The sequence below is a fragment of the Methylosinus sp. H3A genome (assembly GCF_015709455.1).
Classification (GTDB): Bacteria; Pseudomonadota; Alphaproteobacteria; order Rhizobiales; family Beijerinckiaceae; genus Methylosinus.
The window spans coordinates 2,693,590-2,709,256 of record NZ_JADNQW010000005.1; the positions used below are offsets into that span (position 1 = coordinate 2,693,590).

Genomic DNA, 15,667 nt, shown 5'->3' on the forward strand with positions numbered 1-15,667 from the left:
GCTCGGCGCGCTGTTGATCCGCCGTCGCCGGATAGGCCAGCTCAGAACAAAAATTGAAGTCCGACCGAGCCGCCTCGGGGAGGCTTCACGTTTGGATCGTTGATGGGAGCCTGCCCTGGGCCTTTTAAGAACAGAGTCGGCGCCATGGAGCTGTTGCCCGCTCTCCCGTCGCGACCCTTGGTTTTGGCCCGCATCGGCAGGTCGTTGAAGTCGAAACAAGTCGGATCATCCTTCCGTTGCCCGCCGAGTGGACAAAGCGGCGCAGCCTCTTTGGCTTTAGTTTTGTTCGACTTTACGAGGTTGAGCTGCGTCGCCGGCGGAACGGTCGGCGCTACACTTACCTCGGCGGCGACGACGCCGAACGTCGCCAACGTCAGGCAGATCAGAAAAATCGCGAGCTTTGAAACCATGGGGACAGTTCTCGAGCGGTAGGCGCGGTTCGAAGTCTATTTGTGATCGGCCGCGGCGAAAGGGCCTCCTCGAGCGGCGCGGCCGCATCAGCCTGACCAAATCCACTAATTACGAGGTGCCCGATCGCCGCTCATTTGCCGAAATGATAGCTCACGCCCGCTGTCAGCGAGCCTTCGCCCTGTGCGTGTCGCGTCGCCAGCGCCGGCTGTGCGAAATTTACGGCCTCGGCTCGCGTGTGCCCGCCGAACCACCGAGTTTCGACATGTGCGCTCCAGCGTGTATCGAGGGCGTATTCGACGCCGGCGCCGACGGTCGGCGTCACCGACCACCAATTCGTGGTCATCGAGCCAAGGGGCGCCTGATAGGACCGCTCGATATGTGCGAGTTCCAAACCGCCGGTGACGTAAAGCAGCGCTCGCTCGTAGTTCAAGCCCAAGCGTCCGCGAATCGATCCCTGACCGTCGATCGTGTTCTGTACGCCATAACTGAAAATGGGGTCGATCGTGTAGGCCCGGGCGCGGGTGCCCGAGATGTCGCCGACGAGGCCATATACGATGGAACCGTAGCGCCAATCGTGGCCGGCGTGGGTGCCGCCGATGAAGCTGTTGCCACTTGCGGTCTTGGAAAAGAGAACTGCATTGTTCGACGCGAGCGCCGATTGCGCGCGGTTGCTGAAACCGGCGACTCCGGCTTGCGCACCGACATAGAAGCCCTCGTAGAAAAGCGCCGGCGGTGGCACGAAATCGAGCTCCGCCTTGCGGGCAGGCAGATCCGCGGCGTTCGCTGCGCCGACGGAAAACAGAGCTGTGCAGCAGACGATGATCCCGGTTTTCATATCGTATCCTTCGCTCGAGTAATCATTTGGCCCTCGCCGCAGCGGAGCGCCCAGACGGCTTTTCGCAGGATGGGCTCGTGCCCATGCTGTGAGTTAATAGTATTATGTTTGACATTAATTTTATATCGTGTCAATGTCATCCGATCCTGGAGGACGTAATTATGAGCAAGCCGGTCGCTCTTCGCCTCGCTCCCGGAGCCGTCCCTCGACTGCTCGTCGCCGGCTGCGGCGACGAGCCCGCAGCTTGAACGCCCCCTTCGAGCTGCCGACGTTGTTCCGGAGCGGCGCGTGCGTAACCGGGCCAATGCCTATGCTATGGAAGGTCGAGAATTTTGCTCGGTGCGAGGGCGGAGATCGCAGGGCCGCCCGTTGGGCAAAGGACAGCGGTCGAGAGCGCGGTTGATCACGCGCAAATCGTCTAATTTCGGCTTGCAGGAGCTATTCCGCGAAAACGAGGATCGCGACCATGAGCAACGACACGACTCACGACAGCGCGCCGATCAACTCCACGCGGCTCCTCGCACTGAACCCAAAGCTGCGTTGGGCATGCCATTCAATCCGCCTGGCCGCTTTGGTTTTGATCGTTTTCGAGCCGGCGATCATTTTGTGGGACTTGACCGACCGAACCGCGCTTCTCGAGCGAATGTCCCGTCTTTACGGACTGGACCCGGCTGGAGTTTCCGATTTCAGATACTGGAGCGCTGTGACGATCGTGATGCTCAAATTCCCCTTGGCTGCCATCGCCGTCGCTCGGCTCTGGCGCCTTACGGGCATTTATCTGGAAGGGAGAGTCTTTTCAGTCGAAGCTGCTGCGACTCTGCGCCTCGTCGCCCTGTGGGGCTTCGCCGCCACAATCGTGGACCTCACGACGCTGCCGCTCGCCGCCGCGCTTATCTTGACCGAGCATATTGTCAAGTTACCGATGGATGTTTGGTTGGCTCCGATTGATGTATTTTTCGTGCTGTGCTGCGTCTTCACTCTGGCGCTCAGTGTGATTCTCGAGACCGCTGCGGAAATCGCCAGCGAGCACGCGCGGTTCGTCTGAGCTTCGAGCGCGGTCGCCTTGCGACTGTGTCGAACCGTTCAATGGGGTCTTCGAAAAAGGATGAGGGTTATGACCATTGCCATCGATGAGAGCGCCCCACCGCCATCCGTGCGGCTCGTCGCGCTCAATGCGAAGCTGCGTTGGGCCTGCTTTTCGATTCGCCTCGTCGCTGCGGCCTGGGTCGTTTTCGGACTCGGGCTGACGAGCTGGAACTGGGGCCATCGCGCCGACAGTCTGGAGACCATGCACAAGCTCTATGGCCTGGACCCTGAGAGCGTATCCGCTCTGGGCTATTGGTCCTCGACGTCGATCGCCTTATCAACCTGGGCGCTGGCCGCGCTTGCGGCCGCGCGTTTGTGGCGTCTCACGGGGATCTATCTCGATGGACGCGTGTTCTCCATCGCGGCGGCGGAGGCGCTGCGCCTTTTTGCGCTGACAGGCTTGGCTGCCACGGTGTTCAACATCGGGGTGCGTCCCTTCATCTTCGGGCTTGTTTCGACCGAGCTCCTCGCCAAGCTGCCCGCTTACGCTTGGATCAATCCCCAGGATGTTTTCTATCTGCTGTTCTGCGGCTGCGTGTTCGCGCTCAGCGTGATCCTCGAGACCGCCGCCGAGTTCGTCGACGAGCATGAGCGATTTGTGTAAGATGCCGATTATCGTCAATCTCGACGTGATGCTCGCCAAGCGCAAGATGCGCTCGCGCGATCTCGCCGCGCATATCGGCATCGCTGAGCCCAACGTCAGCCTGCTGAAATCGGGCAAAGTCAAGGGCGTGCGCTTCGACACGCTCGAGAAGATCTGCAAGGTTCTCGACTGCCAGCCCGGCGATATATTGGAGTACCGCGCTGAGACGAAAGAGGGGTAGGCCTTCGTGTCCGCGTTCCATCAACGTGTGGCGACATCCCCACGAGCCGCGGCGTCGACGAAGCCTCCAACAAACGCACTCACCGAAACTCGTGAATTTGGAGAATGCGCCGCCTGAGATTCGGATACCCCGCCGGTACGCAACATCGCAGAATACGCTTTAGGCTCAGGACTCATTGATTGAGATAGAAGGCGACAGCGGCGGTGATGCATATGACGGAGAAGAAGGCGTGCGCGCATCGATCGTAACGGGTGGCGATGCGCCGCCAGTCTTTGAGCTTGGCGAAGAGGTTCTCGATCTTATGACGTTGCCGGTAGAGCGCCTTGTCGTAATCGAGAGGCTTCTTACGGCTCTTTGTCGGCGGAATGCAGGGCTCGGTCCCGCGTTCCGCGAGCGCTCGCCGAAACCAGTCGCTGTCGTAGCCGCGATCTGCGATCAGGGCCGAGGACGGCGGCAGCGCGTCGAGCATCGGCCTCGCGCCTTTGTGATCGCTCATCTGCCCTTCGGTCAGCATCATGACAAGCGGCTTGCCGGCGCCGTCGCAAACGACGTGGAGCTTGGAGTTCAGCCCGCCTTTCGTGCGGCCGATACAGCGGGAAAGAGCCCCTTTTTTAGGAGGCTCGCCGCCGTCCGATGCGCTTTCAGATGAGTGGAGTCGATCATGATCCGCTCCGGCTTCGGCCCTTCTCCCGCGAGCGCGGCGAAGATACGATCGAAGACGCCGAGCCGGCTCCAACGGATGAAGCGATTGTAGAGCGTCTTGGGCGGCCCATACTCCTTCGGGGCGTCCTTCCATTGCAGGCCATTCTTGATGACCTAGACGATCCCGCTGACCACGCGGCGGTCGTCCACCCGCGGCACGCCGTGCGCCAAGGGAAAGTGAGGGGAAATTCGCGCCATCTCCGCTTCGCTCAGCAAAAACAAATCACCCATCAAAGCCTCCATTTCGGAGACCTTGAATCACGCCTCACTCCAAATTAATAGGTCCTGAGCCTAGGCCGGGATAGTCACGTCCCTCATGGGCGCGGTAGAGAATCTAATGTCTTGTTTTGTAAGCGATTTCATTTACTCTCAAGGCCCTAGGTCGGGGCGTATGCACTCTCCGGTACGCCTCGATACGACACTTTTCGCTCCTTTTCGACTTCTCAGTGCACACAGAGCGCACACGAAATGGCGACCTTCACGAGGCTGAAATCCGGCTCCTGGCGCGCTCGAGTTCGACGCGAGGACGCGACCGGACGAAACTCGCCGAATAGCGTGTCGCTTCGCATCGAGCGCGCCTTCGAACTTCACCACGAATCGTCGGCCGGGCCGCGAGTCCGGTCGCCTCGCCGCCGAGCGCAGCGCTCGTAGGATCGAAATTCGCTCAGTCGATCTGCGTCACGGCTTTTTCTTTCTCTCGACGCCTCACCGTGGCGATAAAAATCACTTCGGCAAAAAAAGCGCTTGTCGGCTCCGCGCCCGTCGGAATATATCTATATAACTACTATATTTGTGAATTAATGGAGCGACCGACCATGCGCAAGATCGCCAGCACCTCCTTCGCTCTCGCGGCGAGTGTTTTCGCTTTCGAGGCCATGGCGCAGCAGCGCCCCGATTTCAGCAAGGTCGAGATCAAGACGACGCAGCTCGCCGAGAATTTCCATGTGCTGGAAGGCCAGGGCGGCGCGATCAGCGTGCTGAGCGGCCCGGAGGGCGTTCTGCTCGTCGACTCGCAATTCGCGCCGCTCACCGACAAGATCGTCGAGGCGATCAAGAAGATCTCCGACAAGCCGATCCGCTTCCTCGTCAATACGCATGTGCATGGGGACCATGTCGGCGGCAATGAGAATCTCGCCAAGCTCGGCGCTCTGATCTTCGCGCGCGATCAGCTGCGCGCGCGTCTCCTCAATCCCAATCCGGCTGCGGATGGAACGCCCGGCAAGCCCGCCGCCGCCCAGGCGCTGCCGGTCGTGACCTATGACAATCAGGTCACCATCCATCTCGATGGCGAGCACGTCCGTCTCATCCCGATCCGCAGCGCGCATACGGATGGCGACACGCTGGTCTATTTCCCCGAGCACGACATTCTCGCGGTCGGCGATTATTTCCGCAGCACGGGCTATCCGGTGGTCGATCTCAACAATGGAGGCTCGCTCGCCGGCATCGTCGACGGTCTCGGCGCCACGATCGGCCGCGCGGGCCCGAACACGAAGGTCGTTCCCGGCCATGGCGCGATCGTCGATCGCAACGCGCTCATCGCCCAGCGTGATCTCATTGTCGCCGTGCGCGACAAGGTGGCGGCGCTCATCGATCAGGGCAAGACTTTGGAGGAGACGATCGCGGCCAAACCGACTGCGGAATTCGACGCCAAAGTGCCGAATGCGGAACAGACCTCCGAGCGCTTCGTCAAATGGCTCTATGCCGAGGTGAAGGCCGCCAAGACCAAGACGGCTGCGCGCTGAGCGCGAATTCGCCGCGAGAAGATAAGGTGTGAGCGAGTTGGGATCAGGCCCGACGAAGCCCGCCCTATTAGTCGGGAAAGTGAGCGGCGGCTGGACGAAAAGTGGTCCATAGAGAAGAGAAGTCGCCGCAAATAGGCGTTGAGCCTGCGGCGCCTTCATTCGGATGATGCGAGACGTGGAAGCGAAACGCTGGCGTCGCGACGGGCGCGGAGTCGCCTTTGTGGGGATCAAAGAGACATTCGTCTCCGCTCCGCGGCCTTGTCGGCTCGGATCTCATCGTCGACAACAGCTGGCGTTTTCTGGGCCCGGTCTCTCCGCGTGCTGCGTCGAGGGCGATGTCGTGATCGTCGCGCTCGCTTCATAGCGGAGCGCATCGCCCGTTTTGGAGAGTTGCGCGAGATCGACGAGAGCGTCGTTCGAAGGCCTGGCTCCCGAAGACCTGGTTCCGAGGACGCCCCTAACATTTCATGGCCGAACATTTTCGACTATGCTGGCGCGAGCCTCGCCGTAGGCGCTCCGTCTTTCGAGCAGGTCGGGCGAAAGCCATAGCCGGAAACTCTGGTCATCGCGCGGCGTAGCACAAAGGCGATGCGGCTAGCGAAATCATTCCGGTGCTCGGCGCGCATTTTGGGACCGTCTGGACGAACGTGCCAAATCCCTGCTCGATGAGCTGGCGCTCGCTCTCGGCGACAAGGTCCAGTGCGCTTCCACCAAGGCGAGCGGCTCGTCGCCGATCCAACGTATTTTTCGGCGATGTTCCGCAAGGGGCGAGCGCTCGTTCACATCAACAAGCTGGCCGTAACGCTCGATCTCGCATGCGGAGGTCGACGCGGCTCCAAAAATCGCTCGAGGCGCCCGTCCTCATCCTGGACGGGCGCCTCGCTTTTCAACTCGCTTGGTCTGTCTCAGGCGAGAAGATCGCCGACGACCTTTCCATAGACAACGGTCGGCCGCTCCGCGCGACCGGCGCGCAGATAGACCGTCTTCAAATGATCGAGGCCGAGCAGCTGAAGCACGGTCGCATGGAGATCATAGGTATCGACGGGGTTTTCGACCGTCTTGAGGCCGATCTCGTCGGTCGCGCCATAAGTGAGGCCGTGCTTGAGGCCGCCGCCGGCGAGCCATTGCGTATAGCCCCAGGGATTATGGTCGCGTCCGTCGCCGCTCTGGCCGTAAGAGGTGCGGCCGAACTCCGACGTCCAGACGACGAGCGTCTCGTCCAACAATCCGCGCGCCGCGAGATCGGCGAGAAGGCCGGCGATCGGCTTGTCGATCGCGCGTGTGTTGGCGCCGTGATTCTCCTCGAGCTTACGATGCGCGTCCCAGTTTTTATTGTCGTCATTGATGCCGTCGACGGGCCCAGAGACGACCTGGATGAAGCGCACTCCGCGTTCGACCAGACGGCGCGCGCGCAGGAGAACGGTGCCGTAATCCTTGGTCGCGTCATTGTCGAGGCCGTAGAGCGCCTTGGTCGCCGCCGTCTCCTTGGAGAGATCGACCGCTTCGGGAGCCGACGACTCCATGCGATAGGCGAGCTCATAAGAGCGCGTGCGCGCCTGAAGCTCGGTGTCGGTGGGAAGCTCCGTGGATTTGTGCTCGTTGAGCTTGCGCAGCAGATCGAGATTGTCGCGCTGCTGAGCGGCTGCGATGAGCTCTGGCTTGTCGAGATTGAGGATCGGCGACGCGCCGGGACGGAAGGCGGTTCCCTGATAGATCGCCGGCAGGAAGCCGGAGCTCCAATTCACCGCGCCGCCGCGCGGCTCGCGCTTGCCGCTGTAGAGCACGACATAGGGCGGCAGATCCGGATTGACCGACCCCAGCGCATAGGTGATCCAGGCGCCGAGCGACGGCCGTCCGGGCGTCACATCGCCGGTGTTGAGCTTGAGGATCGATATGTCGTGCGTCGCGCCGACAGTGACGCTCGATTTGATGAAAGTGAGCTTGTCGGCGTGTTCGGCGAGATTGGGCAGAAGATCGGAAAACCAAGCGCCGCTCTGGCCATATTGCTTCCATGTGCGCTTGGAGGCGAAGAGCTTGCCGGCGCCGCCGGACGTCGTGACCTGGAGACCTTTGAGGAAGGACTCCGGAACCTCCTGACCGGCGAGACGGACGAGCTCGGGCTTATAATCGTAGAGATCGAGCGTGCTCGGCGCGCCGTCCATATGCAGCCATATGACCGATTTCACCTTTGGCGCGAAATGCGGATCCTTCTTGGTGAGCGGATCGACGAAGGTCGCCGCCGCCTGCGCGAGCGGAACCGAAAATACGCCGCCGCCCGGCATGAAGCCGTTCAACGCCACTCCACCGAGGCCATATCCGGCGTTGAACAGCCATTCTCGACGCGTCTTGCTCATGATGACAGTCCTTTCATTTTGACAGATGCGATTTTTGTCAGAAGCGGTAGATGAACTCGTTGGAATTGGCGACGGTATGCACGAGGTCGACGAAGGCCGACGCGCGGATGGGGTCGGTCGTCTTCAAATCCTTGCCCGTCGGGACGGCGATCGAGAATTTTCCGTCCGTCGCTCGGCTCGCGATCAGCTTCTCGTGCTCGTCGAGGAAGTCCTTCAGCACCGATCGCTCGAAGCTGTCGGGATTGCGCGCGAACAAAATCTGATAGAGCCGATCGATACGCGCGGTCTCGTCTCCGCCGGCTTCTCGGATCACCCGGCCGGCGAGCGCCTGCGACCATTGGAAGACGAGATCGTTGTTGACGAGGGTGAGCGCCTGCAAGGGCGTCGTCGTGACGTCGCGCTTGCTGTGCGCTTGTTGCGCATTGTTGAGGTCGAAAGTTTCGAGCAGCGGATAGGGAACGCTGCGCCGCGCGAAGACATAGAGGCTACGCCGGTTGATCTCATGCGGATCATTCGACGCCTCCCAAGCCGGGCCGACATTGAGATTGGCGGGCAGGGGTGGGAAGACGGCGGGGCCGCCCACGGCTTGTTCGAGACGTCCGGAGGCGAGCAGGAAAGAGTCGCGAATCTGCTCGGCGTCGAGACGCTTGCGCGGGAAGACCGCGAGCAGCTTGTTCTCCGGATCGGCCGCGGCGACATCCTCGCGATGCGCCGAAGATTGCCGATAGACGCTCGACAAGAGAATCTGCCGATGCAGCTTCTTTATGCTCCAGCCGCCCTGGACGAAATTATCGGCGAGATAGTCGAGAAGCTCCGGATTGATCGGCTTGTCGCCGGCCTTGCCGAAATCGCTGACGGTGCCGACGATCCCCTTGCCGAAATATTCGTTCCAAACGCGGTTCACGAAGACGCGCGCCGTCAGCGGATTGGTCGGACTCACCAGCCAATTGGCGAGCGCCGTGCGGCGGCCAGAGGAGGTCGCGGTCGGGACGATGACGGGAGTCTCGCCATTGGCGAAAGCCTCGGGGAACGCCGGCTGCACTTCGTCGAGCGGACGCTCGTGATTGCCGCCGAAGAACACGAAAGTCGGCGGCGCGTCGGAGTGTCCGAGCTCGGTCGCCGCGGTGAAAGTGTCGGCGCCGCGCGTCGGCTTGAGCTTCTCGAATTTCTTCAGCTCTTCCGTGAGCTTCTGATATTCGGCCCATTTCGCCACCGCCTCGAGCGTGTGGTCCGGGCTCTGCAGATCATTGGCGATGTCGCGCAGATAATTCGCCAGAACCGGCTGATCGGTGACTGTGTCGGCGCGATAATTCACCCAGCGGTCGAGCGCGTTCCACTCGCTCTTCGGCTTGAAGATCGAAGCGCGCGCATCCGGATTGTAGCGCTCCTTGTAAAAGGCCGTGGCCTTCTCGCGAATCTGCTCGATGATCGCCTTCTGCTTGGCGAGAATGTCTTTCGCCGCGGTTTCGTATTTGGCGAGCGCCTTCTGATATTCGATCTCCTGCTCGCCCTTGGCGGCGGGGATTTTCTCGTCGAATGCGGTATTGGCGAAAAAGGCCTGCAGCGAGAAATAGTCTTTCTGCGTGATCTTGTCGGACTTGTGATTGTGACAACGCGCGCAGCCGACCGTCGTGCCGAGAATGGCCGTTCCGATCGTGTCGGCGATGTCGGTCGTGATCTGATATTTTCGACCGATCAAATCGCGGGCGTTGGGATTATCCGTATAGCTCGCGAGGAATCCTGTCGCCACCAGCGCCTTTTGGTCGCCGGGCGCGATTTCGTCGGCGGCGATCTGCTCCTGGATGAAGCGCGAATAGGGCTTGTCCTCATTGAAGGACTGGACGACATAATCGCGATAGCGGAAGAAATTGGGCCGCGTCACATCGCCCTGAAAGCCGGCGCTGTCGGCGTAGCGGGCGAGATCGAGCCAGCGGCGCGCCTGCCGCTCGCCATAGCGGGGCGAGGCGAGCAATCTGTCCACGAGCCTCTCATAAGCGTCCGGCGAGGCGTCGTTCACGAAAGCGGCGACGTCCTCTGGTTCGGGAATGAGGCCCCAGACGTCCAAAGTCGCGCGGCGGATGAGGGCCGCGCGATCGGCCTCCGGAGAAGGAGCGAGCTTGGCGGCTTCGATCTTCGCGAGAATGAAGGAGTCGATCGGCGATCGCGCCCATGAATTCTGCGCGACGTTCGGGACGCCCGGGCGCAGCACGGGTTGATAGGCCCAGTGCGGTCGGGTGGTCGTCGCCCGCGGCGATGTCTCCGTCGGCTTCGGGTCCGCCGCAACGGCGATGGACGCCCACGAAGCGCCGAGCAGCAGCGCCAAATATGCCTTCTTCAATGGCTTTCTCATCCAGTCACCCCTCGGCCAGCAAGTCGAATCGGGAAAGCGGAGCGCCCGAAAATCGACAATATATAATATAAACCTACTAGGAAAATGTACAAAATCAAGCCTTGTTTGCGTGTAGCCGCCGACATTGGCTAGAGCGGCGACTGGAGAGCGCGCGCCGGCTCATGTTGCGCGCTGACGGGCTATTTGTGCGTCGGCATGCGGGGCGGGCAGGCCATTTGACGAAGTCTGAAGAGACGGTTTTGCCTCGGCTGCGCGCCGGAGGAGGGCTCGCAGAATGCGCCGGCCCCGCGGTCGCTTCCGTCCTGACGCTGGCGGACGAGCGTTGAGCGCGCGCCGCTCGACAATTTATCTAAATCGCTATAATAACTAGATTGACGAGCTGGTGAATGGGCCGTGTGCTTTTCGAGTTTTTTTCCGGCTCGACGGGCCGGGTTTCGCCAGCGCGCCGGGCGCGGCCGATGCGCTCGCGCATCGAGCGCGGGCCTGCCTGCAACATTCGATCCTTCTTACCCAGAGGCCATTCCCCATGAGCGAAGCCGTCGTCAGCCTTCCTATCGAGTCGAAGATCCGTCTCACGAAACAGGATTTGTTCGTCGGGCTCGGGGTTCTGCTGCTTCTCGTCGGCTTCGCGCCGACCTTCTATCTCAAGCCCGTCTTCGGCGCCGGAAAGCCGCTGACGCATCTCGTGCTCGCGCATGGCGTGACGACGACGGCGTGGCTCGCCGTTTTCGTCTTTCAATATTTCACCGCGAGCAGAGGAGTGCTGAAGCGCCATAGGACCGTCGGCGTGATCGGCGCGGTGCTATTCGGCCTGGTCATCGCATTGTCGATCGTGACGGCTGTGGCGAGGGTCGCTTCGGCGGATTCGCAAACTGCGGGCGTCGCGCCTCTGATTGGTCTGGCCTATCCGTTCTGGGTTCTCACAGAGGTCGCGATTTTCGGGGTGGGCGCTTTCGCCACGATCCGTCGTCGCGAGTGGCATCGCCACTTTCAGCTGGCGAGCTTCTTTACTTTCATTGCGCCGGCGACGGCGCGCGCGCTGCGCTTCGTCATTCCGGCGGGGCCGGCGGTCACCTATGGCTCATTGCTGATTTCCCTTTTGCTCTATGCCGGAGCGGCCGGATTCAAAGACCAGTCCGGAAATTTGTCCCGAGCGTCTCTGGTCGTCGTCGGCGTTCAGCTCGCGACGGCGCTTCTGCTTTTCGCGAGCCTGAGCGGCGCGCAGCCTTGGCTTCAGCTCGCCTCTGTCCTCACCGGATATCCCTTGTAATCGGAGCACCCGCGGCGTAGCGCCCCGTGTGACGGACACCACGAATGCCTTTACTGCGGACCGCAGGAGTTTCGTGGAAGGATAGACGGGCTCGCTGCGGCGGTCGATCGCGTCGACGGGCGCCTTGGCGTGCGACTCAAAATGTCGGCGATGGTCTTCTCGATCTCGATGCGCACGCCGTCGTGCCGGCGCTCCGACAGGAAATTCGCCTCGGCGAAGGCCCGGTAGACCGTCTCCTGCGCGAGCGCGAGATTCATCGGATTGGGCTCGCCGCCGACCTCCTCGACGAGCATCGCTAGCCGCTCCTTCTTTTCGGCGGCGACGTTTTGGCGCTGCATGAGATCGAGCATGAAGGTGGTCTCCGCGATCTCGTCCGGCGTCATCACCCCTGCGCCGCCATTTGCGCGGCGGCGCGATCGTCGACGGCGGCGGCGCGGCCGCGCGTCTCGAGCAGGCGATAGACGTGAGCCATCACGCGCTCGCTGCGGCGGCTCTTCTCAGGGTCGAAGCCGTCCTCCGCGCGCTCGCGCGCAGCGACGGCTTCGAGCTTATCGAGGCGCCGCGTGAAGACGGCGCGGAACACCTTCTGGATTTGCGGCTGGGAAAGGCGGCGGGTCTTAGCGGCCGGAAAGAAACAGCGATCGGCGAGCGCTTAAAATCTGGCCGGCGAGGAAGCGCGCTCTCCTCGGGTTGCTGGCGCCCAGGCCGAGAATCAGCGTCGCAGAATTTCTCGATTCGGCAAGCGCCGACGGCAGTCGCCGCCGCCAATAATAGAACGCGCCGCGACGCACGACATGGGGTATGGCGGGCACGAGAAGCTCCGTGGTGTACCAGCCATGTGTCACACGGATGTGGAAACTCGCCCCAGCTGAGGAGGTTTTCTAGCAATTACAATGATTTGCGGAATTCTGGCTGGGGCGGGAGGATTCGAACCAGCATATATCAAAGTGCCAGATACTCCTAGAAGATACTGAAAAAATTGTTCTTATTATCGGATGTGGTATGGCTAACTGTGACGGGTGAGCGTGACGGGCTACAATGACGATAGAAAGAAATATTGTCCTCCGGGGGCGAACGTATGTGCTGCGGATCGAGGTGCCTAAAGACGTCCAGGAGTTCTTCGGTAGGAAGGTGGTTCGTGAGTCTTTAGGGACCCGTGTCGACCGAGAAGCGCGCCAGCGAGCTGCTCGACGCAAGGCCCAGCTGTTCGATGAGTGGGAGGAAATTCGTCGGCGCCGTCACGCGACGCTGGAGGACCACGTCCGGATAGCCGCAGAACTCTATCAGGGGGAAATGGAGGCAGATCGGCTGCGCCGCGCCGACTTGCCCGATGGCGACGCAATCGAGATCGAACGCCAAAAATTGATCACCTCCGTGGATGCGGCACCTGATCAGAAATTATTCGCGGAGGATCCAGAATACGCGAATTACTTGGAAAAAATGCGAAAAGATGCGCGGTCAGATCCTGTGGCTGCCCTTGCCGCAGGTCTCGACTACCTGGTGGCGCGAGACGCTGCAAAGCTGGATCGCGATCGCCGAAAGCATCTCCTCGCCACGCTCCAAAAGCATCTTGCAAGCGGAGAAACCGCGCTGGTCCGAGACAGGGTCGATGCCGCCCTGCGGGAGCATCGGCTTCTGATCAAGCGCGGGACCCGGGAATATCGCCAACTGTGCCAATCCGTCATGAGGGCGTGGATCGAGCAGCTGAAGCAGGCCCATCTGCGAGACGAAGGAGATTGGAGCGGGCGGCCCGCCGATGAGATCGTCAAGCCATCTGGACGACCGGCAACACCAGCCGCGGCGCCAGGCGAGACGATCATGGAGCGCTTCGAAGCCTTTGCTCAGGCCAATCCGCACAACGTCAAGCTCGACACGCTGAATTACAGCCGGAAATGCATCGAGCTCTTCGCCCAGAGCTTGCCCAGAGGTTATCCGGCGAGCGCGATCGACAAGAAATCAGTCCGCGAATGGCACGATCTCCTCAGGCAGTTTCCCGTGAAAGCGGCCGAAGCGAAAGAGTTTCGAGGGAAGACCATCAGGGCCGTCGTGCAGGCGAATGCCGTCTACGGTAAGCCGACGATCTCAAGACGGACTCAAAACAAGTATCTGGCGGCGCTGGGAAGCTTTTGCCGATGGCTCGATAAGCGTGGTTACATCGACGGCAACCCAGTTTCGGGGATGCAGGACGTCATCGACAAGGATGCTCAACCAGTGCGATCTTACTCGATCGAAGAGCTCCGAGCGATTTTCTCCTCACCGATCTTCACTGGCTGCGAGTCGGACGAGAAGGACTATCTGCCGGGCGAGGTCCAGACGCGAGACTGGCGCTTCTGGCTTCCGACCATCGCGCTGTTTACCGGTGCCAGACTCGGCGAACTCTCTCAGCTACTTGTCGACGACCTCCGGGAAATTGAGGGACGATGGGTGTTCCATGTCACTCAAGAGGGCGATCCGGAAAAGAGCGTCAAGACAAAGGGATCGCGCCGCATCATTCCTGTTCATGGCGAGCTGATACGAATCGGAATTCTAAAATATCACGTGGCGATGAAAGAGCGTTCCGAACGACGACTGTTCCCTGAGATCACGGCAAACACGCGGGGCCAAATCAGCGGCACTCCGAGCCGTTGGTATGGTCGCTACTTACGGCGTATCGGATTGAAGGATGGGAAGGAAACGAACTTTCACTCATTCCGGCATACTGTTGCTGACGCATTTCGGCGGGCAGGCTACCTGGATGCGGAGTTTGGATTTATTCTCGGCCACACACGCCGGGAAACGGGGACGACCCGGAGATATGGAGTGCGGGACTGTCAGGAATCTTGTGTGTGGGGCCATAGTAGAACCGCAGGAGGCGGGCTATGGCGATCAAGAAGGGCACATTGGACCAATTGCTGTCGGGACGCGATCCGAAGGAGGTTTTTTCCAAGGATGGCTTGTTCGATGAGCTGAAGAAGGCGCTGGCGGAACGGGTTCTGAACGCGGAGATGGACGACCATCTCGAGAGCGAAGCGGCGGCGGGCAAGGCGAACCACCGCAACGGCTATTCGAAGAAGACCGTGCTGACCGAGACGTCGAAGATCGACATCAGGGTCCCGCGGGACCGGGAGGGGAGCTTCGATCCCAAGCTGATCGCGCGCTATCAGCGCCGCTTTCCCGGCTTCGACGAGAAAATCGTGTCGATGTATGCGCGCGGCATGACGGTGCGCGAGATCCAGGGCCATTTGCTCGAGCTCTACGGCCTGGAAGTCTCGCCCGATCTGATCTCGACAGTCACCGACGCCGTGCTGGAGACCGTCGCCGAATGGCAGAACCGGCCGCTCGAGGCGATGTATCCCTTGGTTTTCTTCGACGCGCTGCGCGTCAAAATCCGCGACGAAGGCCTGGTCCGCAACAAGGCCGTCTATGTGGCGCTCGGCGTCACGCCGGACGGAACGAAGGACATTCTGGGGCTTTGGATCGAGACCTCGGAGGGCGCCAAATTCTGGCTTCGGGTGATGAACGAGCTGAAGAACCGCGGCGTCGGCGACATACTGATCGCCGTGGTCGACGGCCTGAAGGGCTTTCCGGAGGCGATCAATGCGGTGTTTCCGCAGACGACCGTGCAGACCTGCATCGTGCATCTCATTCGAAACTCGATGGAATTCGCCTCATACAAGGACCGCAAGGCGATCGCCGCCGCGCTGAAGACGATCTATCGCGCCCCGACCGCCGAGGCGGCCAAAGAGGCGTTGGAGGCCTTCGACGGCGGCCATTGGGGCAAGAAATATCCGTCGATCGCGCAGGGCTGGCGACGCAATTGGGAGCAGGTCATCCCGTTTTTCGCCTTTCCGATCGCGGTACGGCGGATCATCTACACGACGAACGCCATAGAATCCTTGAACGCGAAGCTGCGGCGCGCCGTGCGGACGAGAGGGCATTTTCCGACTGACGATGCGGCGATGAAGCTCCTCTATCTCGTCTTGCGCCAAGTCGCCGGGGAGTGGAAAATGGCGCCGCGCGAATGGTGCGAGGCGAAAAATCAATTCGCCATCATGTTCGACGATCGCTTCGTCGCGGCGTGATGGAAACCCGGCCCCGCACACAAGATTCCTGA

At 61.0% G+C, this 15,667-nt stretch carries 14 protein-coding genes and 1 pseudogene; 7 read left to right on the top strand and 8 right to left on the bottom strand.

Annotation, left to right across the window (positions count from 1 at the left end):
- Nucleotides 1-41: 41 nt before the first annotated feature.
- Nucleotides 42-410 (bottom strand): hypothetical protein, encoded by a 369-nt coding sequence (locus IY145_RS15560; protein WP_196409045.1) that lies wholly within the window; start codon nucleotides 408-410, stop codon nucleotides 42-44.
- A gap of 131 nt (nucleotides 411-541) precedes the next feature.
- Nucleotides 542-1,246 carry an outer membrane protein gene (locus IY145_RS15565; RefSeq protein WP_196409046.1) on the bottom strand — a complete coding sequence of 235 codons (705 nt, stop codon included), beginning with the start codon at nucleotides 1,244-1,246 and terminating at the stop codon, nucleotides 542-544.
- Nucleotides 1,247-1,712: 466 nt separating this feature from the next.
- Between IY145_RS15565 and IY145_RS15570 the strand changes: the two genes are divergently transcribed.
- The 3 genes from IY145_RS15570 (at nucleotide 1,713) to IY145_RS15580 (ending at nucleotide 3,156) form a co-directional block, all read left to right on the top strand.
- Complete coding sequence (locus IY145_RS15570; RefSeq protein ID WP_196409047.1) at nucleotides 1,713-2,291, top strand: DUF2975 domain-containing protein; 579 nt, start codon at nucleotides 1,713-1,715, stop codon at nucleotides 2,289-2,291.
- A 69-nt stretch (nucleotides 2,292-2,360) separates the two neighbouring features.
- On the top strand, nucleotides 2,361-2,936 hold the full coding sequence (locus IY145_RS15575) for a hypothetical protein (RefSeq protein WP_196409048.1): 576 nt from the start codon (nucleotides 2,361-2,363) through the stop codon (nucleotides 2,934-2,936).
- Nucleotide 2,937: 1 nt separating this feature from the next.
- Nucleotides 2,938-3,156 (top strand): helix-turn-helix domain-containing protein, encoded by a 219-nt coding sequence (locus IY145_RS15580; RefSeq protein ID WP_064032298.1) that lies wholly within the window; start codon nucleotides 2,938-2,940, stop codon nucleotides 3,154-3,156.
- A gap of 172 nt (nucleotides 3,157-3,328) precedes the next feature.
- Here the strand turns inward: IY145_RS15580 and IY145_RS15585 are convergent.
- Nucleotides 3,329-4,089 (bottom strand): annotated as a pseudogene (locus IY145_RS15585) (IS5 family transposase).
- Between the two features lie 584 nt (nucleotides 4,090-4,673).
- Here IY145_RS15585 and IY145_RS15590 point away from each other — a divergent pair.
- Complete coding sequence (locus tag IY145_RS15590; protein ID WP_196409049.1) at nucleotides 4,674-5,600, top strand: MBL fold metallo-hydrolase; 927 nt, start codon at nucleotides 4,674-4,676, stop codon at nucleotides 5,598-5,600.
- Nucleotides 5,601-6,505: 905 nt separating this feature from the next.
- Here the strand turns inward: IY145_RS15590 and IY145_RS15595 are convergent.
- Nucleotides 6,506-7,954: a DUF1501 domain-containing protein gene (locus tag IY145_RS15595; protein ID WP_196409050.1), complete on the bottom strand. Its 1,449-nt coding sequence runs from the start codon at nucleotides 7,952-7,954 to the stop codon at nucleotides 6,506-6,508.
- Between the two features lie 37 nt (nucleotides 7,955-7,991).
- Nucleotides 7,992-10,304, bottom strand: a complete 2,313-nt coding sequence (locus IY145_RS15600; protein WP_196409051.1) for a DUF1549 and DUF1553 domain-containing protein — start codon at nucleotides 10,302-10,304, stop codon at nucleotides 7,992-7,994.
- A gap of 526 nt (nucleotides 10,305-10,830) precedes the next feature.
- Between IY145_RS15600 and IY145_RS15605 the strand changes: the two genes are divergently transcribed.
- Entirely contained in the window at nucleotides 10,831-11,574 is a 744-nt protein-coding gene (locus IY145_RS15605) for a hypothetical protein (protein WP_196409052.1), read from the top strand.
- Between the two features lie 50 nt (nucleotides 11,575-11,624).
- On the opposite strand, the gene IY145_RS15610 is transcribed toward IY145_RS15605, so the two are convergent.
- From IY145_RS15610 to IY145_RS26590, 3 genes are read right to left on the bottom strand one after another with little or no spacing between them, the layout of a single operon-like run.
- Nucleotides 11,625-11,957: a hypothetical protein gene (locus IY145_RS15610; protein ID WP_196409053.1), complete on the bottom strand. Its 333-nt coding sequence runs from the start codon at nucleotides 11,955-11,957 to the stop codon at nucleotides 11,625-11,627.
- Nucleotides 11,957-12,157, bottom strand: a complete 201-nt coding sequence (locus IY145_RS15615) for a hypothetical protein (protein WP_196409054.1) — start codon at nucleotides 12,155-12,157, stop codon at nucleotides 11,957-11,959. Before IY145_RS15615 ends, IY145_RS15610 begins: the two co-directional genes overlap by 1 nt.
- A gap of 34 nt (nucleotides 12,158-12,191) precedes the next feature.
- A complete protein-coding gene (locus IY145_RS26590; RefSeq protein ID WP_409455309.1) occupies nucleotides 12,192-12,419 on the bottom strand; it encodes a DUF6538 domain-containing protein in 228 nt (75 codons plus the stop codon).
- A 193-nt stretch (nucleotides 12,420-12,612) separates the two neighbouring features.
- Between IY145_RS26590 and IY145_RS15620 the strand changes: the two genes are divergently transcribed.
- On the top strand, nucleotides 12,613-14,523 hold the full coding sequence (locus IY145_RS15620; RefSeq protein WP_312030599.1) for a site-specific integrase: 1,911 nt from the start codon (nucleotides 12,613-12,615) through the stop codon (nucleotides 14,521-14,523).
- On the top strand, nucleotides 14,433-15,635 hold the full coding sequence (locus tag IY145_RS15625; RefSeq protein ID WP_196406404.1) for an IS256 family transposase: 1,203 nt from the start codon (nucleotides 14,433-14,435) through the stop codon (nucleotides 15,633-15,635). The genes IY145_RS15620 and IY145_RS15625 overlap by 91 nt, the downstream gene beginning before the upstream one ends.
- The last annotated feature ends 32 nt before the right edge of the window (nucleotides 15,636-15,667 follow it).